The following is a 21351-nucleotide window of genomic DNA, read 5'->3' on the forward strand; positions in this document are numbered from 1 at the left end:
CGCCCGGGTCGCTCGCGCCGCCCGTGGTGCACACTGGCTGGCATGTCCGAGCGCACCGCCCCCACCACCCCGCGCCGTCGGCTCCCCCGGTTCTCCGCGCTCGGTCCGCTCCGGCCGTCCGGCCTCGCCCGCCGCCCGTACCGCCGGCCGTACCGCCGCCCGCCCCGGGGGTTGCCGCGCCGCCTGCCGTGGCGCCTGCCGCGCCGGCTGGTCCGCAGTCTGGCCGGGCAGCTGTTCGTCGTCCAGGTGGTGATCGTCGCCGCCGTGGTCGCGGGCGGCGCGGTGCTCGCGTACCTCTTCACCGCCGACCGGAACGAGGACGCGGCCCGCCGCGAGGTGACCGCGGTCGCCCACGCCGTCGCCGACTCGCCGTCCGTCCGCTCCGCCGTCACCGGCCCGGACCCCACCGCGGTGCTCCAGCCGTACGTCGAGCAGGTGCGGACGGACACCGGAGTCTCCTTCATCACCGTCATGGACACCGGCGGCGTGCGCTGGACCCATCCGCTGCCCGAGCAGATCGGCAAGCGCTACCTCGGGCACATCGACTGGGCGCTCGCCGGGCAGACCCGCAGCGAGACCTACACCGGCACGCTCGGTCCGTCGGTCCGGGTGGTCACACCGGTGTGGGACGACCGGCACCGGGTGGTCGCGCTGGTCAGTGCGGGCCGCACCGTCGAGTCGATCTCCGCGCAGCTCAGCGGTCCGCTGATGGCCCTGGTCGGAGTGGCGGTCGCCGCGCTCGCGCTCGGCGGCGCCGGCACCTACCTCGCCAACTCCAGGCTGCGGCGGCACACGCACGGCATGGGGCCGGACGAGCTCAGTCACCTGTACGAGTACCACCAGGCGACGCTGCACTCGGTGCGCGAGGGCCTGGTCCTGCTCGACCGCTCGCACCGGGTCGTGCTGTGCAACGACGCCGCCCGCGAACTGCTGGGCCTGACAGGCGACTTGGACGGACGGCCGGTGGCGGAGCTGGACCTGCCGGAGGCGCTGGTGGCGGCCGTCCTGGGCGAGGAGCCGGCCCGGGACGAGGTGCACCTGACCGCCGAGCGGGTCGTGGTGCTCAACACCTCCATCATCGGCACCGGCCTCGGCCGGGTGGTCACCCTCCGGGATCACACCGAACTGCAGGCGCTCAGCGGCGAGTTGGACTCGGTTCGGGGCTTCACCGAGGCGCTCGGCGCCCAGGCGCACGAGGCCGCCAACCGGCTGCACGCGGTCGTCTCGCTGATCGAACTCGGCCGTCACGAACAGGCAGTGGAGTTCGCCACCGCCGAACTGGAACTCGCCCAGCAGCTCACCGACCGGGTGGTCGCGGCGGTGAGCGAGCCGGTGCTCGCCGCGCTGCTGCTCGGCAAGGCCGCCCAAGCCGCCGAGCGGGGCGTGGAGTTGACCCTCACCGAGGACAGCCGGATCGACGACGGGGTGCTCCCGCCCGGCCTCTCTGCCCGGGACCTGATCACCGTGCTCGGCAACCTCGTCGACAACGCCGTGGACGCCGCCATCGCCGGGTCCGCGCAGAGCACAGTCCCGCCGGAGGTGACGGTCACGGCGCGGATCGAGGGCGGCGGCGCCCCGAGGGCCGGGACAGGTGCCGGTGCCGGTGCCGGTACGGGCGTGCTCGCCGGCGCGGGCGCGGACGGCGACTGCCTGCTGCTGCGGGTCGCCGACACCGGCGCGGGCATCGACCCCTCGGCCGTCGAGGACGTGTTCCGGCGCGGCTGGAGCACCAAGCAGGACGGCCGCGGGCACGGCCTCGGCCTGGCGCTGGTCGCCCAGGCCGCCCGGCGCAACGGCGGCACCGTCGAGGTCGGGCGCGAGCGCGGCGCGGTGCTGACGGTCCGGCTGCCGTTGGCGGGTCGGCCGGGGGAGCAGCGGGAGCCGGATGAGCGCGGGGAGCGGCGGGAGCCGGGAGGGCGCGAGCCGGAGGAGGTCCTGGCATGACCTCGCACCGTGAAGCCGACCCGGCGGCGATCTCCGTCCTGATCGTCGAGGACGACCCGGTGGCGGCAGCCGCACACACCCTGTACGTCGAGCGTGAACCGGGCTTCCGTGCCGCCGGCACCGTCCACAGCTGCGCCGACGCACTGCGTTTCCTGGACCGGGCCCGCGCCGCCGGGACCCCCGTCGACCTCACCCTCCTCGACCTCTACCTGCCGGACGGCCACGGGCTGCAGCTGTGCCGCACGCTGCGCGCCGCCGGCCACGGCACCGACGTCATCGCGGTGACCTCGGCGCGCGACCTCGCAATGGTCCGGCAGGCGGTCTCGGCCGGGGTCGTGCAGTACCTGCTGAAGCCGTTCAGCGCCGCCGCCCTGCACGACCGGCTGGAGCGCTACGCCCGCTACCGCGACAGCCTCGGGCGCACCGGCGAGGCCACCGGCCAGGACGAGGTCGACCAGGCGCTCGCCCTGCTGCGGACCCCCGAGCGCAGCACCCTGCCGAAGGGGCTGAGCGCGCCCACCCTGGACACCGTCGCCTCGGTGCTCAGGGACGCCGCGACCGGGCTGTCGGCGGCGGCTGCCGGAACCGCCGCCGGGGTCTCGCGGATCACCGCGCGGCGGTACCTGGAGCACCTGGTGGACACCGGGCGGGCGGTGCGGGAGCCGCAGTACGGCAACGTCGGGCGGCCGGAGCTGTGCTACCGCTGGAAGGCGAGGCCGTGACGGCGGTTCCGGGCGTGGAGGGCGTGGAGGGCGTGACGGCGGTTCCGGGCGTGGTGGGCGTCGAGGGGGCGTCAAGGGCGTGGAGGGCGTGACCTTTCGGCGCGACGGTCGTTGAAGGAATCGGGGGAAGTTCACTCGCTCGGGTGGTTCTCGGTGCCCCGCGGGCGTTCCGCCAGGTCAGGAGCGATAAAGTTAGGCTTACCTAACTTCTCCTGGGGGTTGTCGTGTCACTCGCTGCCGTACCTGCCCAGGCCACTTCCGGAACCCCGGCCCCGGCCGCCGGTGAGGCCATCCTGCGTCGCCAGCGTGTCCGCGAGTCCGCCGCCAGAACGTACGCCCGCTCCTTCCCGATCGTCCCGGTCCGCGCCAACGGCATGACCGTCGAGGGCGCCGACGGGCGGCGCTACCTGGACTGCCTCTCCGGCGCCGGCACGCTCGCCCTCGGCCACAACCACCCGGTGGTGCTGGAGGCGATCCGCCGCACCCTCGACAGCGGCGCCCCGCTGCACCTGCTCGACCTCGCCACCGCGGAGAAGGACGACTTCACCAGCGCGCTGTTCGACAGCCTGCCCGCCGGGTTCGCGAGCCGCGCCCGGGTGCACTTCTGCGGTCCGGCCGGGACGGACGCCATCGAGGCCGCGCTCAAACTGACGCAGACCGCGACCGGCCGCACCGGCGCGCTCGCCTTCACCGGCGCGTACCACGGCATGACCGCCGGCGCCCTCGCGCTCACCGGCAACGTCGCCGTCAAGGAGCCGCTGCCGAGCGGCGGCGAGGTCGTCCGACTGCCCTACCCGTACGGCTACCGCTGCCCGTTCGGGGTCGGCGGCGACGCGGGGGCCGACCTCGCCGCCACCTACGTCGAGCGACTGCTGGACGACCCGTCGGGCGGCGTGGTGCCGCCCGCCGCGATGGTCCTGGAGGCCGTCCAGGGCGAGGGCGGCGTCGTCCCCGCGCCCGACGGCTGGCTGCGCGCGATGCGCCGGATCACCGCCGAACGCGGCATCCCGCTGATCGTGGACGAGGTGCAGACCGGCGTCGGCCGCACCGGCGCCATGTGGGCGGTCGAGCACAGCGGCATCGTCCCCGACGCGATGGTGCTCTCCAAGGCCATCGGCGGCAGTCTGCCGCTCGCCGTCGTCGTCTACCGCGAGGACTACGACGGCTGGCGCCCCGGAGCCCACACCGGCACCTTCCGCGGCAACACCCTCGCCATGGCCGCCGGGGCGGCGACCCTCCGATACGTCGCCGCGCACGGGCTGGCCGAGCGGGCGGCCGTCGTCGGCGACCGGATGGCCGCCCGGCTGCGCGAACTCGCGGGCGAACTGCCGGTGATCGGCGACGTGCGCGGCCGGGGGCTGATGCTCGGCGTCGAACTGGTCGACCCGACGGCCGAGCCCGACGCCTGCGGGGCCCGGCCGGCCGATCCGGCGCTCGCCGTACGGGTGCGGGAGGCGTGCCTGGCGCGCGGTCTGATCGTCGAACTCGGCGGGCGCCACGACGCGGTCCTGCGGCTGCTCCCGCCGCTCACCATCACGGACGAGCAGGTGGCGGCCGTGCTCGAGCGGCTCGCCGACGCGATCGGGTCCGCGGCTGCCGCCGCGCCGTCGGCCGCGTCGTCGGCGACGGCGGCGTCGCCGTCGGCGTCGGCAGCGGGTGGTGCGGGACGGGCGGAGCGGTGAGCGGGCCCGGGTCCGGACCGATCGGCATGCCGGGGGACGAGGTCGCGTCGGACGCCCTGTCCGGCGGCGCAGCCGGGCCCGGCGCGCTCGGGCCACTGCTGGCCACCGTCCTCGACGCCCTCGACACGGGCATCGCCATGCGCTCCGGACCGCTGCCGGCCGGCAGCCCCGCCGAGATCGCCGCGCTGGTCGGCGACGCCCTGACCACGACCGGCGGCCGCGGCTCGCTCGCCCGGCTCACCGAACTCCTCGCCTACGGAGCCGCCGACCCCGCCGACCCGGCCTGCGCCGCCCACCTGCACTGCCCGCCGCTCGCCGTCGCCGCCGCCGCCGACCTCGCCGTGAGCGCCCTCAACCCGTCGCAGGACTCCTGGGACCAGGCCCCCGCCGCCACGGCGCTGGAGACCGCGCTGCTCGCCGAACTCGCCGAGCTGGTCGGCTACGACCCGCAGCGCTCCGCCGGGGTCCTCACCTCCGGCGGCACCGAGTCCAACCTGATGGGGCTCATGCTGGCGCGCGACCAGAAGCTCGACGGCATCGTGGAGTTGGACGGGATCCCGGCGGGCGTCCGGCCGTGCATCCTCGCCTCCGAGGCCGCGCACTTCTCCGTCCAACGCGCCGCCGCACTCCTCGGGCTCGGCGAGCGGGCCGTCCTGTCCGTCCCCGTCGACCGTCAACTCCGGATGCGGGAGGAGGAGTTGGAGCGGACCCTGGCGGAAGCCAGCTGGGCCGGCCGGACCCCGATCGCGGTCGTCGCCACCGCCGGCACCACCGACACCGGAGCCGTCGACCCGCTGACCGCCGCCGCCGATCTCGCCCGCCGCTACGGTGCCTGGCTGCACGTCGACGCCGCGTACGGCGGTGGGGCACTGCTCTCCGACCGGCTCGCCCCGCTGCTCGACGGCATCGCCCGCGCCGACTCGGTCTCCCTCGACTGGCACAAGCTCGGCTGGCAGCCGGCCGCCGCCGGGGTCTTCCTGGTCCGTCGCGCCGAGACGTACGTCTCGCTCGCCCGCCGCGCCGAGTACCTCAACCCGGTCGACGACGAGCAGGCCGGCTACCCCAGCCTGCTCGGCCGCTCCCTGCGCACCACCCGCCGCGCCGACGCCTTCAAACTCGTCGTCACCCTGCGCACCCTCGGCCGTGACGGCCTCGGCCGGCTCGTCGACGCCTGCCACGACCTCGCCCACGCCGCCGCCGACGGCGTCCGTGCCGACCCCTCCCTGGAACTGCACGCCGACCCGGTCCTCACCACCGTCCTCTTCCGCTACCGACCGCCGGGTGTGACGGACGGGGCGGCGCTGGACGAGACGAACGGCCGGCTGCGGCGGTTGCTGCTGCGCAGCGGGCGGGCGGTGGTCGGGCGTACCGAGCTGCCGGGGGACGGGCCGGGGCGGGTGCGGTTGAAGCTGACGCTGCTGAACCCGCACACGACGGTGGGGGAGGTCGGGTCGCTGCTGCGCGAGGTGGTGGGCGCGGGCCGCAAGGTGGCAGGGGAGCGGGCGGGGTAGCGGCCGCTCGCTCCGGGCCTCGCGGGGTTCCTTCGGTTCCTTGGTTCCTTCGGCCCGCTCTGCTCCTTCGGGTTCTTCGGGTTCTTCGGGTTCTTCGGCCCGTTCTGCCCGTTCGGTGAGCGTCGGGCCCTATTTTCCGCTTCCAAATCAGAAGGCATTTCCCGTGAGGGTGTTGGAGGAATCCACACTGGCGTGGGAGGCTGTCCGGGGGATATCGGACCGCGCCTCGATAACCTCCGTGGACATAGCGTCGTGAGGGTGTACAGGCCGTTTCCGGCCGCCCGGTGATCACATTTCGCCAACCCCCGGGCAGGGGTTGCGGAGATCCCGAAGCGCGGCGGTAACTTCATGTGGCCGCAGCCCCACCATGCGCACACGGCACCCCCGGGTAGGCCACCTGATCAGGCACATGTCGCCCGGGCGCGGCGATCACTCCCTGACATCCGGGTGAACTTCGCCTACCCGCCGTGCACTTCTGTGAATTCCGGTAAATCCACGCGAACACCGTCCTGTGACCATTGCTGCGAAGCGGAGGCAAGGCATGCGCGAAACCGTCCCGGACGACGAGCCGATAACCACCCCGACGGGCCCGTACGAGGCCCTCCCGTACTCCCGCAGGTGCCGGGAGATATGGCAGCGGGGCGAGCACCTGCTGATCGGCGTCAGCCCGGGGAACAGCTATTTCAGTCACCGCCGGATCTCCGAACTCGTCGGGTGGGGGCTGGAGTTCTTCGGGCGCATCGACATCGTGTACGCCGACCTCCACGTCGCGACCCAGTTCGAGACCTTCGGCTACACCCCCGAGCACGCGCAGCGGCGGGCCGACAAGGAGGTCAAGGCCACCGCCCGCCGGATCGAGCGGGGAGTGGAGGAATCCGGTCGCCGGACCGCCGTCGGGATGCACGCCCTGTCCGACTTCGCCGCCGACGACAACTACCGGCGGCTGCACCGCCAGGCCGTCGACGGCCTACGGACCGACCCGGTGTACCGGGCCGCCGCCGAGGGCATGGCGCGCGGCTTCCTGGCCGCCCGGATGGGCGAGGGCCTGGCACCGAACGAGCCCCAACTCGCCGCCGGACTGCGCTACATCACGGCTGAGCTGCCGTTCTTCCTGGACACCCCGGCGCTGCTCGGCGTGACCTCCTCGGTGAGCTGCTACCACCTGCAACTGCCGCTCACCCCCGTCCTGTTCGGGCGGGAGGAGGGGACCCGGGCAGCGGCGGGCCAGGCCTACGCGGTGGTCCGTCCGGCCGGCGTGCCCTCGGTGCCGGACAACCTGTCGCCGGTGCCGGCGGCGGTCGGGTCCGAGGCGGTGGCGATCAGGTCCGAGGCGGGGGCGGCCGAGCCGGTCGGGGCCGGTCCCGTCCGGGCCGCCTAACCGACTTCCCTTCCCATCCGCGCGATTCCCCGCAACTTCACGCAAGGAGCCACACGTGACGGAACTGCTCACGACCGACCTGACCTTCCCGCTCTCCAGACGGGGCGACGTGCTCCCCGAGGAGGCCGACCGGCTGCGCGAGCAGCAGCCGGTCGCCCGGGTCCGCACCATGACCGGAAACACCGCGTGGCTGGTCAGCAGCTACCGGCTCGCCAAGCAGGTGCTGGAGGACGAGCGGTTCAGCCTCAAGGACACCGCCAACCCGGGCGTGCCGCGCCAGTACGCGCTGACCATCCCGCCGGAGGTGGTCGACAACATGGGCAACATCAACAGCGCCGGGCTGCGCAACGCCGTCATGAAGACGCTCGCCCCGCGTGCAGACAAGGAACTCGACGGCTGGCTGCAGGCCGAAGCCCACCGTCTGATCGACGCGTTGGAGGCGCAGGGCGCGCCCGGTGAGCTGCGCGACGGCTTCACCGAGCCCTACTCGGCCGCGTTGCACTGCCGGCTGCTCGGCATCCCGGCCGACGACTGGCGGCGGCTGATGTCCGGCATCGACGTGGCCTTCCTCACCAGCCCGGTGCCCTTCGAGGGATCAACGCCCAACTGGTACAAGGACCTCGGCTACATGCTGGGGAAGCTCAACGCCGATCCGGAACCGGTGGACGGGCTGCTCGGACGGTTCGCCGCCCTGCGTCGCTCCCCGGACGTGTCGGACCGGGTCAGTGACGAACTGCTCGCCACCGTCGCCCTGTCGCTGTTCGGCGCGGGCGCGGTGTCCACCTCGGCCTTCCTGCTGAACGCCGTCGTCTACCTGTGCGAGCAGCCAGAGCTCGCCGAGCGGCTGCGGCGGGAGCCCGCGCTGATCGGGCGCGCGGTGGACGAGCTGCTGCGGGTCAACCTGTCGATCGGCGACGCGCTGCCCCGGCTGGCGCTCGCGGACGTCCAGGTGGGCGATGTCCTGGTACGGGAGGGGGAGTTGGTGCTCGTCCTGGTCGAGGGCGCCAACTACGACCCGGAGGTCTTCCCGCACCCGGAGCGGATCGACTTCGACCGGACGGAGAACCCCCACCTGGCGTTCGGGGCCGGCCGGCACTTCTGCCCGGCCTCGGCGCTCGGCCGCACGCATGCCGAGATCGCCGTCACCGCCCTGGTCGAGCGGTTGCCGGCGCTCCGGCTCGCGCTGCCCGTCGAGCAGTTGGCCTGGCGGCCGGGCTTCATCAAGCGCATGCCGGAGCGGCTGCCGGTGGTGTGGTGACGCGTTGCCCAGGTGCCTCGGTGAGGCGGTGGCTCGGGGACGCGGTGCCCCGGTGACGCGGTGCCGGGGCAGATTCGGTGGTCGTGGTCGCGGTCGGGCCGCGTCAGACGCCCAGGAGGATCTTGTGGGTGAGTTCCCAGGTGTGGGGGTCGGCGGCGACCAGGAGGCCGTCCTCGCAGCCGGGGGCCTCGGGGCGGTAGGGGGTGCCGTCCAGGCGGGCGGAGACGCCGCCGGCCTCGGTGACGAGGAGGGAACCGGGGGCGTGGTCCCAGGGGAGGGTGCGCCAGTAGAGGAGGAAGTCGAAGCGGCCCTCGATCACGTCGGGGTACTCGATCCCGGCGGCGTGCCGGCCGGGGGAGACCTCGGCGAAGGCCGTGGCGTTGGCCAGCAGGCGGCGGCGGTGCTCGGGTTCGAGGTAGCGGCTCTTCACCGAGCCGCGCAGCTCGGCGGCGTCCTGTGGTGCCGGCGGGCGGGTGAGGCGCTCGCCGTCGCGCCAGGCGCCGGAGCCCAGCTCGGCGCGGTAGGCGGTGGCGGTGGCGGGCTGCCAGATCCAGGAGGCCACGGTGCGGCCGCTGCGGACGAGGGAGCACATCACGGCGTACTCGGGGCGGCCGGCGACGAAGTTGGCGGTGCCGTCGACCGGGTCGACCAGCCAGGCGGCGGGTTCGTCGTGGAGCGCCCGGGCGAGTGAGGGGTCGGCGGCGACGGCCTCCTCGCCGACCACGGGGACCGGCAGCAGCTCGTGCAGGCGGCGGGCGATGATGGCCTCGGCCTCGCGGTCGGCGATCGTCACGACCTCGCCGGGCCCCTTCTCCATCACCTCGCCGGCGGCCAGCGCCCGGAAGCGTGGCTCCACCGCCTCGGCCGATGCCTCGGCGAGTATCTCCGCCACCTTGTCCATCAGCACGTTCGCGCTCCCTTCGCTGTGTACCACTCTCCCACGAGAGCGGGAAGGGGGCTGCGGCGGACCGGGGGTCGCGCACGACTGACAGCCGACCGCTGACAGATGACAGCCGACGGATGACAGATGACAGCTGACAGATTTCGAAATCTGTCAGCTGTCATCTGTCTGTTGTCATTCGTCACCCGCCCAGATAGTGGAAGCCCGGGCGAGGGTGCATCAGGAACTCGTGGTGCGAGATGTTCCACGCGTATGCGCCCGCCATGGCGAACAGCACGCGGTCCGCCGCCCGCAGCCCCGCCGCGTCCTCGGCCGCGCGGGCGAGGACGTCCTTCGGGGTGCAGAGCTGGCCGGCCAGGGTGGCGCGGCCGGCGGTCACGGCGGGGCGCGGCCACGGGTGCGGCCAGAGGTCCACCGGGAGCACCGCGAAGGGCTGGGAGTGCCCACGGGTCACCGGGGTGCGCAGGTGGTGGGTGCCGCCACGGACCACCGCGAAGTCCTCGCCGTGGCTCCGCTTCACGTCCAGGACCTCGGTCGCGTACCAGCCGCAGTGGGCGGTCAGCGCCCGGCCCGGCTCGATCCGCAGGGTGAGCGCAGGGTGGGCGCCGAGCAGCTCGGCCAGCCCCTCGCCGAAGGCCTTCCAGTCGAAGCGCGCGGCCGGGTCCTCGTAGTCCACGGCCATCCCGCCGCCGATGTTGACCTCGTCGAGCGGGAAGCCGTGCCGTTCGGCGAGCGAGGCGGACCAGGCGACGATCTGCGAGGCGACCGACAGCTGCTCCGCCGCGTCGAGGCCGCTCGCCAGGTGGGCGTGCACGCCGCGCAGGCGCAGCCGGCGCCCCAGTGGGCCGCCATCGGTGAGCAGCCGGACGCACTCCTCGGCCTGCTCCGGGTCCAGACCGAACGGTGTGGGCCGTCCGCCCATCGCGAGCGGCACCGCGTCGAGCACGTCCGTGGTGACCGCCAGGTTGACCCGGAGCAGCACGTCCACGACCGCCCCCGGCCGCTCCGCGAGCACGGCGGCGAGCCGGTGCAGCTCCTGCTCGCTCTCGACGTGCCAGCGGTGCACCCCGGCCGCCACCGCGGCGGCGATCTCGGCCGGGGTCTTGCCCGGCCCGCCGAAGGCCAGCGGTGCGTCCGGCACGGCGGCTCGTACGTGCGCCAACTCGCCACCGCTGGAGACCTCGTAGCCGTCGACCGCGTCGCGCAGCGCGGTGAGCAGCGGCGCCTCCGGGTTGGCCTTGGCGGCGTAGTACAGCTCGACCCGCTCGGGCAGCGCGGCCCGGACGGCGGCGGCGTGCTCGCGCAGCGCGGCCAGGTCGTAGACGTAGGCGGGCAGTTCGTCGGACGCGAGGGCGGCGACGTGGCTGCGGACGGTCTCGGTCATCGGGCGGTGCTCCCGGCGGGAAGGCGGACGGGCATGCGGGCGGCTTCGGCGAGGACGGAGCCGGCCAGTGGGGAGGGCAGCCGGACGTAGCCGGCCTCGCGGTCGGCCTTGCGCTCCCAGCGGGTCAGCAGGTTGGCCTTGGCGGGCAGCGGGACGCCGGCGAGCAGGGCGCGCAGCCGGGGCGGGCAGCCGTGGGCGGCGGCGTACTCCTCCAGGGTGTCCCGGACGGCCTGCCAGAGCGCGCACTCCAGCTCGGGGTGGCGGTCCGCGAGGGCGGCGAGCAGCTCGGAGACGTGGTTGACCAGCAGGCAGTAGACCACGCGGTCCCAGCCGCGTTCGGCGTCGTACGTCATCGGGCCGGCCACCTCGGGCGGGAGGGCGGCGAGGATGTCGGCGTTGTGCTCGGGGACGAGCTTGGTGCCCTCCAGGTCGCGGAAGAGCACCTGGACGGGGTGCCCGGTGGCGTCCACGCCGATGAGCACGTTCTGCAGGTGCGGCTCCAGTACCACGCCGTGGTCGAAGTAGGCGGCCAGGACCGGCGGGACGAGCAGCCGCAGGTAGGCGCGCCACCAGTCGAGCGCCCTCGCGCCGTCCGCGTGTCCACCTGAACCGCCGTCCAGCAGACGGGAGATGTGCGCCGAGCTGGTCGGGTGTTCGTCGGCGACGGCGGCCGCGAGCAGCGGCGTGACGCCGGGGCGCAGCACGCTGTCGAAGCCCTCGCGGACGATCAGGCCGAAGCCCTCGTACAGCGCCCGGTCGGGGCGGCCGTCGATGCCGGGCAGGGCGAGGGTGCGGAAGGCCGGCTCGCGGAGCATCGCCGCGCCGGGGAAGCGCCGGGCGAGGTCGGCGAGCGCCGGGGCGAGCAGCCGGGTGAGTGCCACGGCGCCGGTGAGTTCGTAAGCGGCGTTCTTGCGCAGGCAGTTGGTGATGCGCACGTTGAGGCTGAACTTCAGGAAGGCGCCGGCGCCGTACAGGGTGCGCACCGAGGCGGTGGCGGTGAACCGCTCGCCGCGCGGGCCGAGGTCGAGGACGTCACCCCGGGTCATGGCATCGCGCAACAGCGGTCGGTCGCCGATGAGTTGGTACTGCCAGGGGTGGGCGGGCAGCAGTCGGTAGCCGTCCGGCACGGCGCCGAGGCCGTCCAGCAGGGCGGTGGCGCGCCCGTCCAGCGACTCCTCGGCCAGCAGTTCGGAGCGGACGGCGAAGTGGCGCAGCCGGAAGTCCGCGCGGGACTCCGGGGCGTAGTGGCGCCAGTCGCCGCGGGCGGCGGAGCGGGACTTGGGGGCCGGGTGGAAACGGTGGCCGAACAGCAGGGCCTGCTCGGACTCCAGGTAGCGGTCGGCCCCGGCGGCCGGGCGGCGGTCCAGACCCTGGCGGACGCCGTCGTGGCTGGAGGCCACCTGGGCGAGGAACTCCTCGTTGACCGTGCCGGTGCGCAGCTCCAGTTCGTCCTGGACGTACCCGGCCAGCTCCGGCCAGCCCAACTCGGCCCAGTCGCCGTCATGTTCGACTTCGACCGGGCCGGTGAAGCGATGCGCGCCGAGCAGCGAGGTGCGGCGCAGGGCGACCCGCAGCAGCGCGCCTCGGCGGGGCAGTCGCAGCAGCAGGCGTCCGTCGTCGGCGGCGGTCTGGTGCTCGGGGCCGGAGACCTCGCGCAGCAGGCAGTTCAGCAGGGTGTGGGCCACCACCTCGTCGGAGGTGGGCAGTTCGTCGTTCATGGGCTCGCCGGGGTTCGGCTCGCGGGTCGTCTGCTCGGCAGCCTGTTCGGCGGTCGTCTGCGCGGTGACCGTCTGCTCGGCAGTCGTGCGTTCGGCAGCCTGTTCGGCGGCCTGTTCCGCGGTCTGTTCTGCGGTCATCTGCGCGGTGGTCATCTGCTCGGCGGTCATCGGCGACTCCAGCGCTGGCGGAGGGACGGGAGGGTGAGGGCGGTGGCTGCGACGGCGGCCAGCAGGGCGGCGGCGGTTCCGGCCACCACGGGGGCGGCGGCACCGAATCGCCCGTTGGCCAGCGCGGCGACGGCGCCGGCGGCGACGGCACCACCTTTGGAGACGAGTTCGAGGGTGCCGAACATCCGGCCGGGCGGGCGCCCCTTGGCGGCCCCGGCGGCGAGCACCGCGAGGCAGACGAGGCCCAGCGTGAGCCCGCCCCCGAGCAGCAGTCGGACGGCGATGAACACGGGCAGCGAGTACGCGACCGCGTGCCCGGCCAGGCCGAGCGCGACGAAGCCGAAGCCGATCGCGATGCCGGTGTGCGGGCGGGAGTCGAACAGCCGGTGGGTGCGGGCGGCGAACACCAGGTAGCACAGGTGCGGCAGGGCGAACAGCACGCCGGTGGTGGTGCCGTCCACGCCGGGCAGGCGCTGCTCGGCAAGGGCGATGAGGTAGGGGAAGGAGATGACCGTCGCGAAGACGAAGACGAACTCGAAGGCGTAGAGCGTCAGGAGCGGCGCCGAGGCGGCCTTCCCGGACGCCCGGCCCGCGGTGGCCTCCGGGGCCTCGGGGCACGCCGGTTCGGGCAGCAGCGAGAGGAGCACCGCTGCGGCGAGCGGGAGTACGGCCATCACCAGGTACTGGCGGTGCGGGTCGATCCACGGGGAGAGCGCCCCGACCAGGATCGGCGCGGCCACCAGGGCCGCCCGTGCGCTGCCCTGCATCAGGGTGAGCGCGCGGGAGAGCCGGCTGCCGTCGAGCGCGGCGGCCAGGTAGCCGTTGGTGGCAGCGAAGGTGCCGCCGAGGAAGCCCTGGAGGACCAGCGCGAGGGTGAAGGCGGGCAGGCTGTCGGCGGCGCCGGCGAGCAGGAAGGAGACGGTGAGCCCGAGTTGGGCGCGCAGCAGCAGCCGTTTGCGGCCGAAACGGTCGGCCAGCCGGCCCCACAGCGGCGCGCCGAGCCCGCTGAACACCGTCGGCACGATGTACAGGATGCCGGCCCAGCGGGCCTGCGGGTCGCCGAGACCGGGCAGGATCGCGGTCAGGTACGGCGGGAGACCGAGTGCGGCGAAGGAGGCGACGAAGTAGCAGGCCGCGACGGCGTGCACCTGGCGTCGGCCGAGCCCTTCGGAGTGCGCGGTCGCGGGCTGCGAGTGCTGCGGCAGGGTCTCCACCGTCATCGGGCGGACCCGTCGCCGTGCGCGGAGCTGCGTGCGGCGTCGCGCAGGTAGTTCGGGCCGGTGGTGTAGTGCTTGTTGATGTCGGCGGCGCCCGAGCGTTGCTTGGTGAGCAGCGTCCCGGCGGTGACCATGGCCTTGACCGGCAGCCGCTCGGCGTCCAGCAGGGCCGTTCGCAGCGGCTCGCCCACCGGCCCCAGCCGCTCCACGGCCTCCGCCGTGCGCTTGCGCAACAGGGTGAGGGCGTCCGGGAGTTCGGCCCGGCCGTGGGCGGCGAGGCCGAAGGCGACCGAGCCGGTGCACAGGTGGCCGGTGATGGTGGCGAAGAGGTCGACCAGTGCCCGGTCGTCCTCGCCGAAGATCCGCGCATCGTCGAACTCGTCTACGGAAGGGGCGAGTTCGCCGAGGGCGGCGGTCATCCGGGCGGTGTTCACGCGCGGGCCGTCGTCGTCCTTGTAGAGCAGCCGCAGACCGTCCTCGTCGAGTACCAGCGAGGTGTTCTGCTGGTGCGACTCCAGGGCGATGCCGTAGCCGAACAGCGTGGTCTGCCAGTCCAGCAGCAGCTCCAGCAGGGCGTCGTAGCAGGCCAGGACGGAGCCACCGTGGTAGCGGTCGGCGAGGTGGTCGATGACCAGGCGGCCGTCGGGCGCGGGGGCCAGCAGGGCGGCCAGCGGGACGGTCGACGCCCGCTCCAGCCCCGCCGGGTAGCGGCGCAGCAGGACGGCCAGCAGCTCGTGCCCGGCGTGCGCCCAAGTCTGCTCGTCGGCATGCAGGATCCGGCCGGCGAACCGCGGCTCGCGCTCCAGCACGGCCTCGATCAGCCGCTGGCCGGCCGCGCCGTCGAGCAGCGTGCCGGGCTTGATGGTGCGGCGGTTGAGGCGGCCCAGGGTGGCGGTGGCGAGCGGGAGCTTGAGGTGGCACTCGGGGTCGTCGGCGACGGCGACGGTGCGCATGGACAGGGTCGGGACGACGGTCAGGTACGGCCGTTCGGCGAGCACCGCGCGGTCGGCCAGGCCGGTGGCGGCCAGCGCCTCGTCCAGCGGCGCGCCGACGGTGAGCGGGTGGACCGGCAGGGTGGCCCAGCCGTCGCCGGGGCACCGGTCGGCGAGGCCGAGCCAGGCCGGGGTGGGCCACCAGCTGGGCAGCGGCCGTTCGCCGTGGACGGTCAGCGCACCGGTCGGCACGGCCAGCCAACGCAGCTCGAAGGCCGGGTGGAACTCGGGTGCGTAGGCGCGGAGTTGGGTCTCGGTGAGCCCGGAGCGGCCGCGCGCAGTCGGGTAGACCGGGTGGTCGATGTGGGCGGCCAGGGTGTCGTGGCCGAGGGCGGCGGCGGGGCCGGTCCAGTCGGCCGGATCGGCGCCGTACAGGTCGGTCAGCCGGTCGTGCACTTCTACGCGGACCCGCTCGTGCAGCTCCATGGTGGCGAGGGTCTGGCGGCACTCCTCGGCGAAGGCCGCCCAGCCGGGCCGGTCCTCGGCGTCGGCCAGTTCGGCGAGGGCTGTCACGACGGTGTCCGGGCCGGTGATCCGATGCCCGTCGAGCTCCAGCAGCGGCAGCCGGGCGGCATACTCGCACTGGAAGCCCTCCGGGGCCACCGGCAGGGCGAGCCGCGCCTCGGGGACGGTCAGCCAGGGGCCGTCCGGACGGTTCTCGACGGTGCCTCGGCTGCGCAGGCCGAGGACGTCCTCGCGCAGCAGGGCGGAGAGCACCCGCAGGGTGAGCTGCGCGGTGGCGGTGGCGGTGGCGGTGGCGGTGGCGGTGGCCGTGGCCGTGGCGTCGGCGTCGGCGGTGGCGGCTGGGTGGGCCTCGGCCGCGGGCGGGTCTCCGGCGGTCACGGGGTGATCTCCCAGCGGTTGGCGGCGAGGAAGCGGGCGACGGCGGCGTCCACCGCGCCCTGATCGGTGCCGACTGCCCAGATGACGCCCAGGTAGTCGCGGTTGGTGCGGTAGAGCTCGTGACGTTCGCCGAGCGCGCGCAGCGGTCGGTAGGCGAGCCGGACGCCGTCGCGTTCCTCGTCGTACGGGCCGGGGGCGGCGGTGAGGACACCGGCGCGCTCGGCGCAGACCAGCTCGTTGCGGGCCCGGCGGGGTGTGGCGGCGCACCTCTCCGTCAGGTCGGCGGGCAGCTCGCGGCCCAGGTGCACGCCGAGGACGAGCTCGAACAGCGGGATGTCGAGGATCTCGGCGAGCATCAGGTCGCACTGGTCGCCGATGGCACGGTAGTTGACCTCGATGATGCGGGCGCGGCCGTCCGGCTGGAGCACGAACTCCGTGTGGCAGACGCCGAACCCGACGCCGAGCGCGTCGAGTTGAGTGAGCACCTGGTCGACCACGGGCCGCGGGTGCGCCGGGACGAAGGTGAGCAGCTCCTCGATGAAGTCCGGCGGCGGGGAGAGCCGGGTGCGGAAGCCGCCGAGGACGTGCCGGCGGTGGCCGTCGCCGAGGGTCTCCAGGGTGTACAGCTGTCCGTCCAGGAACTCCTCGACCACCAGGGTGGCGTCGGCCCTGCGGTGCTGGATCTCCTTGCAGCGGGCGGCGAGTTCGGCGGCGTCGGTGACCAGGGTGACGTCCTCGCTGGCCACACCCTCGCGGGGCTTGACCACGCAGGGGAACGGCGGGTCCAGCTCGGCCGGGTCCTGCCCGGGGGCCAACTCGGCGGACCAGACGGTGTCCTGGCCGGTCAGCGTGAGGTGGCGGCGCAGCTGGCCCTTGTCCTTGGCGCGCAGCGCGGCCTTCCAGTCCTTGGCGGGGAGGCCGAAGTACTCGGCGGCCAGGGCGGTCTGGGTCTGCAGGTGGTCGCTGTTGCTGAACACCGCGTCGGGTGCGTGGCCTGGGGAGGCCAGGGCGAGGCGGGAGATCAGGCTGACCACGGCGCGGAAGTCGCGCACGTCGCACTCCAGGACCTCGGGCGCGGCGAAGGGGAGCGTGGCGTAGGCCTGGCGGTGGGGTTCGGCGCAGTCGGTGAGGACGGTGACGTCGAGCCCGAGCCGGGCGGCGGCGGGCAGGAAGCCGGTGGTGACCGAGTCGGTGGGGTTCAGGGCGAGCAGGTAGAGCCGCATGGGGGTCCTCGGAGGGATGGCGGGGGAGAGTGGGCGAACGGATGACAGCTGACAACTTTCGAAATCTGTCAGCTGTCATCTGTCATCTATCGGGTGTCATCTATCGCGTGTCGGCGGTCGGCGCTCGGCGCTCGCCTGCATCCGTTCGGCGCGTCCGCGGGACGACTACTTGGGCGCGTCCACGCCCGCGGCCTTGGCGATGTCGACGAGCATCGCGTCGGCGGCCTGGACACCGATGCCGGACATCCAGGTCTCGTCCGGGACGTTGAACACCTTGTTGTTCTTGACGGCGTTCAGGCCCTGCCAGACCGGGGTCTGCTGGACCTCGCTCTCCTTGGTCTTGGTGGGGTCGTCGGCGGTGGTGACGAACACCAGGTCGGCGTCGGCCTGGTTGATCTGCTCGGCGCTGACCTCGATGATGTTCTGGTCCACGTCCTGGGAGGCCGGGCGGGTCAGGCCGACGTCCTTGAGCACCACGCCGCTGTAGGAGGACTTGGCGTACAGGCGGGTCGGGCCGGTCACGAAGCGGACCACCGAAGCGGTCGGCATGGTCCCGTTGAACTTGGTCCTGATCTCCTCGCCGAGCTTCTTCGCGCGTGCCTCGTAGTCCGCGAGGGCCTTCTTCGCCTCGTCCTCCTTGCCGAGCGCCTGGGCGTACAGCGCCAGGTTCTCCTTCCACGGGAACCCGGTGGTCTCGGCCAGCACGGTCGGGGCGATCGCGTTCAGCTGGGAGTACACCTTGGCGTGCCGGACCTTGGAGGAGAGGATCAGGTCGGGCTTGAGGGAGGCGATCAGCTCAAGGTTCGGCTCGTTCATCGGGCCGACGTCCTTGGTGTCCTTGATCTTGTCCTTGAGGTAGTTCGGGAACCCGCCCTCGGTCTTCATGTGCGGGGACACCGCGCCGACCGGCGTGATGCCGAGCAGCGTGACGTCGTCCAGCTCGCCGCTGTCGAGGACGACGACGCGCTTGGGTCGGCTCTTGAGCTCGGCCGTGCCCGCGGCGTGCTTGACGCTGCGCGGGAAGCCTGCGGCGGTGTCGGCCGAGGCGGAGGACGCGGAGTCGCCGCCCGACTTGGCACCGTCCCCGCTGCTGCCGCAGGCGGCGAGCAGGGTGGTCGAGAGGGCGACGGCGAGGACGGCGACGGGGAGTCGGCGGTTCATCAGGGTTCCTTGGATCGGGTCGAACAGGGGGACGGGGGAGGGGAGTTCAGACGGCGGCGGAAGCCGGGTCGGACGCGGCGGCAGTGGTAGCAGCACGGGCAGCGGCACCGGCGGCCGCAGCACCGGCACTGGCACCGGCGGCCGCAGCACCGGCAGCGGCGGCACCGGAGCCGCGCACCCGCACCCGCGCCCGCGGCACGACCAGCGGCGTGCCGGTCTCCGGATCGGGCACGACCCGGCACGGCACCTGGAAGACGGCCTCCACCAGCTCGGCCGTCAGCACCTCCGACGGCGGACCGGCGGCCGCGAGCCGTCCGTCCTTGAGCACCACCAGGTGATCGGCGTACCGGGCGGCCTGCCCGAGGTCGTGCAGCACCATGACGACGGTGCGTCCGGCCTCGGCGTGCAGGTCGGCGACCAGGTCGAGCACGTCGAGCTGGTGGCGCAGGTCCAGGAAGGTGGTCGGCTCGTCGAGCAGCAGCAGGTCGGTCTCCTGGGCGAGCGCGAGCGCGATCCAGACCCGCTGGCGCTGCCCGCCGGAGAGCCGGTCGACCTGCCGGTCGCGCAGCTCGGCGGTGCCGGTACGCTCCAGCGCCTCCTCGACGGCGGCCTGGTCGGCCTTGGACCAGGGGCTGAGCATCCGCTGGTGCGGGTACCGCCCGAGCCGGACCAGTGCCTCGACCGTGACCGCCTCCGGGGTGACCGGCTGCTGCGGAAGCAGGCCCATCCGCTTGGCGAGCGCCCGGGCGGGCATCCGGTGGATGTCGGCGCCGTCCAGGGTGACGGTGCCGGCGGCCGGGTCGAGCAGCCGGACGAGCCCGCGCAGCAGCGTCGACTTGCCGCAGGCGTTCGGTCCGACGATGGCGGTGACGGCGTTGCCGGGCAGTTCGAGGTCGAGGCCCTCGACGATGGTCCGGTCGCCGTAGCGCAGGCCGAGGCCCCGGGCGGCGAGCCGGTTCGCGGTCGTGGCGGAGGCTGCCGGAGGGGTCCGGCCGGCAGCCGCGGCGGGGGTGTCGGCAGCGGTCGCGGTGGCAGCTGCGGTGACAGCGGGCGCGGTGGCAGCGGCGGTGGAGGTCTCGGCGGAGGTCATCAGCTGCTCCTCTGGGGAAGCCGGCTCTGGCGGATCATCAGCACCAGGAGCCAGGGCGCGCCGAGGGTGGCGGTGACGGCACCGACCGGCAGGCCGTGGACGGGGATCACGTGGAGCACCAGGAGGTCGGCGGAGAGCAGCAGCACGGCGCCGGTGAGCGCGGTGAGACCGAGGGTGCCGAGGGTGGGCGGCCCGGCGAGCAGCCGGACCAGGTGCGGGACGGCGAGCGCGACGAAGGCGACCGGCCCGGTGAGGGCGGCGGCCAGCGAGGCGAGGGTGATGGTGAGCAGCAGCAGCAGGAGCCGGTCGCGGGCCGGGTTCAGGCCGAGGCCGCCGGCCGAGTCGTCGCCGAGGTCGAGCACGGCGACCCGCCGTTGGCAGAGCAGGACGCCGACCGCGGTCAGCGCGATGGCGGAGCCGCCGATCCATACCTCGGTCCAGTTGCGGCCGTAGAGCGAGCCGGTGGTCCACTGCAGTGCCGAGGAGGCCAGCTCGGCCGGGAACCGTACGATCATCAGGTTCACGGCGGCGGCCAGGCCCTGCTGCACCGCCAGGCCGACCAGCACCAGGCGGGTGACGGCCATCTTCGAGCGCCAGGCGAAGCCGCCGAGCAGCAGCGCCGCGAGCAGCCCGCCGCCGACCGCGGCCAGCGGGATCAGCTGCTGGGAGGCGCCGGTGGCCAGCATCAGCACCGCGCCGAAGGAGGCGCCGCCGGTGATGCCGATGGTGTCGGGGGCGGCCAGCGGGTTGCGGAACAGCCGCTGCAGCATCGAGCCGGCCATCGCCAGCCCGGCGCCCGCGATCAGGGCGGAGACGACGCGGGGTGCGCGGAACTGCTGCACCACCAGGACGTTGCCGGGCTCGCCCTGGCCGACGAGCGCGCGCAGGGCGTCCCAGACGGGGATGTCGACCTGCCCGGTGCCGAGCGCGATCCCGGTCAGCAGCACCAGCAGCGCGGCGGCGACCAGCGACCAGACGGCGGTACGGGTCCGGCGGCGGGCGAGGGCCCGGGCGGGGAGGGCGAGCGCGGTCACCGGGCCACCTTCCGGGCCAGCACCGCGAGCAGCGGCGCGCCGAGGAACGCGGTCACGATGCCGACCTCGATCTCGGACGGGCGGACCACCAGCCGACCGAGCACGTCGGCGGTGAGCAGCAGCAGCGGACCGGCGATCAGGCAGCCCGGCAGCAGCCAGCGGTGGTCGTTGCCGAGCAGCGGACGGACCAGGTGCGGCGCGGCCAGTCCGATGAACGCCACCGGTCCGGCGACGGCCACCGCGCTGCCCGCGAGCAGGACGACGGCGAGCCCGCCGGCCACCCGGATCCGGGCCACCGGCACGCCCAGCGACTGCGCGGTCTCGTCGCCGAGGGCCAGCGCGTTGAGCGCGGGGGAGATGGCGAGGGCGCCGATCAGGCCGAGCGCGAGGAAGGGCAGGACGGGGGTGAGGGTGTCCAGGTGCCGCCCGGCGATCGAGCCGGCCAGCCAGAACCGGGCCTCGTCCAGCGTGCGGTGACTGGCCAGCATCAGCGCCGAGGTCCAGGAGGTGAGCACCACCGTGAGCACGGTGCCGCCGAGCGCGAGCCGGATCGGGTCGAGGTCCCCGCCGCGCCGGGACATCGCGTACGCGGCGACGGCGGCGACGGCTGCTCCGGCGAAGGCGAACCAGACGTACTCGACCGGGCGGGAGAGGCCCAGCGTGTAGATCGCGGCGACCACGGCGAGGCTCGCGCCCGCGTTGATGCCGAGGGTGACCGGGGAGGCCAGCGGGTTGCGGGTGACGCCCTGGGCGACCGCCCCGGCGACGCCGAGCGCGGCCCCGACGGCCAGTCCGATGAGCGTGCGCGGGACCCGAAGGCCCGTCACCACATCGGCGTCACCGCCGTGTGCGGCGCCGGTGAGGGCATCGACGACGGTCGACAGCGGAATGGATCGGGAGCCCAGCGCAAGGCTCAGGGCAGCGCACAGCACGAGCGCACACACGCCGGCGCCCAGCAGCAGGGGCTGCCGGGCCGCCGAGGGGCGGGGCGTCGCCGGGGCCGCGGGGGCGGGCGGGTCGGTTCTCAGCACGAGGCAATATCTTAGGTTAGGTTTACCTAAGTTCGTCAAGGTCGGGGCGATTTCGTCCTCGATTGGTCCGATGTGTCGATCGGACTGCCGGGAC

16 protein-coding genes are annotated in these 21351 nt (G+C 74.0%); 6 read left to right on the forward strand and 10 right to left on the reverse strand.

All coding sequences use genetic code 11. The features are described 5' to 3' along the window. Positions 1–42 precede the first annotated feature (42 nt). The 6 genes from ABTY56_RS15790 to ABTY56_RS15815 all read left to right on the forward strand — a co-directional run bounded on the left by ABTY56_RS15790 (position 43) and on the right by ABTY56_RS15815 (position 8495). Positions 43–1944, forward strand: a complete 1902-nt coding sequence (locus tag ABTY56_RS15790) for a sensor histidine kinase (RefSeq protein WP_350629328.1) — start codon at positions 43–45, stop codon at positions 1942–1944. Then, complete coding sequence (locus tag ABTY56_RS15795; protein WP_350629329.1) at positions 1941–2666, forward strand: response regulator; 726 nt, start codon at positions 1941–1943, stop codon at positions 2664–2666. The genes ABTY56_RS15790 and ABTY56_RS15795 overlap by 4 nt, the downstream gene beginning before the upstream one ends. 224 nt (positions 2667–2890) lie before the next feature. Beyond that, positions 2891–4348: a diaminobutyrate--2-oxoglutarate transaminase family protein gene (locus ABTY56_RS15800; RefSeq protein WP_502893129.1), complete on the forward strand. Its 1458-nt coding sequence runs from the start codon at positions 2891–2893 to the stop codon at positions 4346–4348. 26 nt (positions 4349–4374) lie between these two features. Next, complete coding sequence (locus ABTY56_RS15805) at positions 4375–5859, forward strand: pyridoxal phosphate-dependent decarboxylase family protein (RefSeq protein WP_350629330.1); 1485 nt, start codon at positions 4375–4377, stop codon at positions 5857–5859. A gap of 541 nt (positions 5860–6400) precedes the next feature. Then, complete coding sequence (locus tag ABTY56_RS15810) at positions 6401–7237, forward strand: tRNA-dependent cyclodipeptide synthase (protein ID WP_350629331.1); 837 nt, start codon at positions 6401–6403, stop codon at positions 7235–7237. A gap of 55 nt (positions 7238–7292) precedes the next feature. Continuing rightward, positions 7293–8495, forward strand: a complete 1203-nt coding sequence (locus tag ABTY56_RS15815; RefSeq protein ID WP_350629332.1) for a cytochrome P450 — start codon at positions 7293–7295, stop codon at positions 8493–8495. 103 nt (positions 8496–8598) lie between these two features. Here the strand turns inward: ABTY56_RS15815 and ABTY56_RS15820 are convergent, their stop codons facing one another. The 10 genes from ABTY56_RS15820 to ABTY56_RS15865 form a co-directional block, all read right to left on the reverse strand. Then, positions 8599–9396: an inositol monophosphatase family protein gene (locus ABTY56_RS15820; protein ID WP_350629351.1), complete on the reverse strand. Its 798-nt coding sequence runs from the start codon at positions 9394–9396 to the stop codon at positions 8599–8601. A gap of 181 nt (positions 9397–9577) precedes the next feature. After that, positions 9578–10780, reverse strand: a complete 1203-nt coding sequence (locus ABTY56_RS15825) for a type III PLP-dependent enzyme (RefSeq protein ID WP_350629333.1) — start codon at positions 10778–10780, stop codon at positions 9578–9580. Continuing rightward, positions 10777–12498 (reverse strand): IucA/IucC family protein, encoded by a 1722-nt coding sequence (locus ABTY56_RS15830; protein ID WP_350629352.1) that lies wholly within the window; start codon positions 12496–12498, stop codon positions 10777–10779. Before ABTY56_RS15830 ends, ABTY56_RS15825 begins: the two co-directional genes overlap by 4 nt. 164 nt (positions 12499–12662) lie before the next feature. Next, positions 12663–13886 carry an MFS transporter gene (locus tag ABTY56_RS15835; RefSeq protein WP_350629334.1) on the reverse strand — a complete coding sequence of 408 codons (1224 nt, stop codon included), beginning with the start codon at positions 13884–13886 and terminating at the stop codon, positions 12663–12665. Next, positions 13883–15718 carry an IucA/IucC family protein gene (locus ABTY56_RS15840; protein WP_502893130.1) on the reverse strand — a complete coding sequence of 612 codons (1836 nt, stop codon included), beginning with the start codon at positions 15716–15718 and terminating at the stop codon, positions 13883–13885. Before ABTY56_RS15840 ends, ABTY56_RS15835 begins: the two co-directional genes overlap by 4 nt. Then, positions 15715–16941, reverse strand: coding sequence for an ATP-grasp domain-containing protein (locus tag ABTY56_RS15845; protein WP_350629335.1), 1227 nt, complete (start codon positions 16939–16941; stop codon positions 15715–15717). Before ABTY56_RS15845 ends, ABTY56_RS15840 begins: the two co-directional genes overlap by 4 nt. Before the next feature lie 165 nt (positions 16942–17106). After that, positions 17107–18102, reverse strand: coding sequence for an ABC transporter substrate-binding protein (locus ABTY56_RS15850; RefSeq protein ID WP_350629336.1), 996 nt, complete (start codon positions 18100–18102; stop codon positions 17107–17109). Between the two features lie 46 nt (positions 18103–18148). After that, positions 18149–19192, reverse strand: a complete 1044-nt coding sequence (locus tag ABTY56_RS15855) for an ABC transporter ATP-binding protein (protein ID WP_350629337.1) — start codon at positions 19190–19192, stop codon at positions 18149–18151. Continuing rightward, positions 19192–20226, reverse strand: a complete 1035-nt coding sequence (locus ABTY56_RS15860; RefSeq protein WP_502893131.1) for a FecCD family ABC transporter permease — start codon at positions 20224–20226, stop codon at positions 19192–19194. The genes ABTY56_RS15855 and ABTY56_RS15860 overlap by 1 nt, the downstream gene beginning before the upstream one ends. Further along, positions 20223–21188, reverse strand: a complete 966-nt coding sequence (locus ABTY56_RS15865) for a FecCD family ABC transporter permease (RefSeq protein ID WP_350629355.1) — start codon at positions 21186–21188, stop codon at positions 20223–20225. Before ABTY56_RS15865 ends, ABTY56_RS15860 begins: the two co-directional genes overlap by 4 nt. Positions 21189–21351 lie beyond the last annotated feature (163 nt).

Origin of the sequence: Kitasatospora sp. NPDC097691, from assembly GCF_040302665.1 — a bacterium.
In the GTDB taxonomy this organism is placed as follows: Bacteria; Actinomycetota; Actinomycetes; order Streptomycetales; family Streptomycetaceae; genus Kitasatospora.

Bases quoted from the DNA above. Each gene is read 5' to 3' on its own strand.
- ABTY56_RS15790 (WP_350629328.1), top strand. From the start codon at position 43: ATGTCCGAGCGCACCGCCCCCACCACCCCGCGCCGTCGGCTCCCCCGG.
- ABTY56_RS15795 (WP_350629329.1), top strand. From the start codon at position 1,941: ATGACCTCGCACCGTGAAGCCGACCCGGCGGCGATCTCCGTCCTGATC.
- ABTY56_RS15805 (WP_350629330.1), top strand. From the start codon at position 4,375: ATGCCGGGGGACGAGGTCGCGTCGGACGCCCTGTCCGGCGGCGCAGCC.
- ABTY56_RS15810 (WP_350629331.1), top strand. From the start codon at position 6,401: ATGCGCGAAACCGTCCCGGACGACGAGCCGATAACCACCCCGACGGGC.
- ABTY56_RS15820 (WP_350629351.1), bottom strand. From the start codon at position 9,396: ATGGACAAGGTGGCGGAGATACTCGCCGAGGCATCGGCCGAGGCGGTG.
- ABTY56_RS15825 (WP_350629333.1), bottom strand. From the start codon at position 10,780: ATGACCGAGACCGTCCGCAGCCACGTCGCCGCCCTCGCGTCCGACGAA.
- ABTY56_RS15830 (WP_350629352.1), bottom strand. From the start codon at position 12,498: ATGAACGACGAACTGCCCACCTCCGACGAGGTGGTGGCCCACACCCTG.
- ABTY56_RS15835 (WP_350629334.1), bottom strand. From the start codon at position 13,886: ATGACGGTGGAGACCCTGCCGCAGCACTCGCAGCCCGCGACCGCGCAC.
- ABTY56_RS15845 (WP_350629335.1), bottom strand. From the start codon at position 16,941: ATGCGGCTCTACCTGCTCGCCCTGAACCCCACCGACTCGGTCACCACC.
- ABTY56_RS15850 (WP_350629336.1), bottom strand. From the start codon at position 18,102: ATGAACCGCCGACTCCCCGTCGCCGTCCTCGCCGTCGCCCTCTCGACC.
- ABTY56_RS15855 (WP_350629337.1), bottom strand. From the start codon at position 19,192: ATGACCTCCGCCGAGACCTCCACCGCCGCTGCCACCGCGCCCGCTGTC.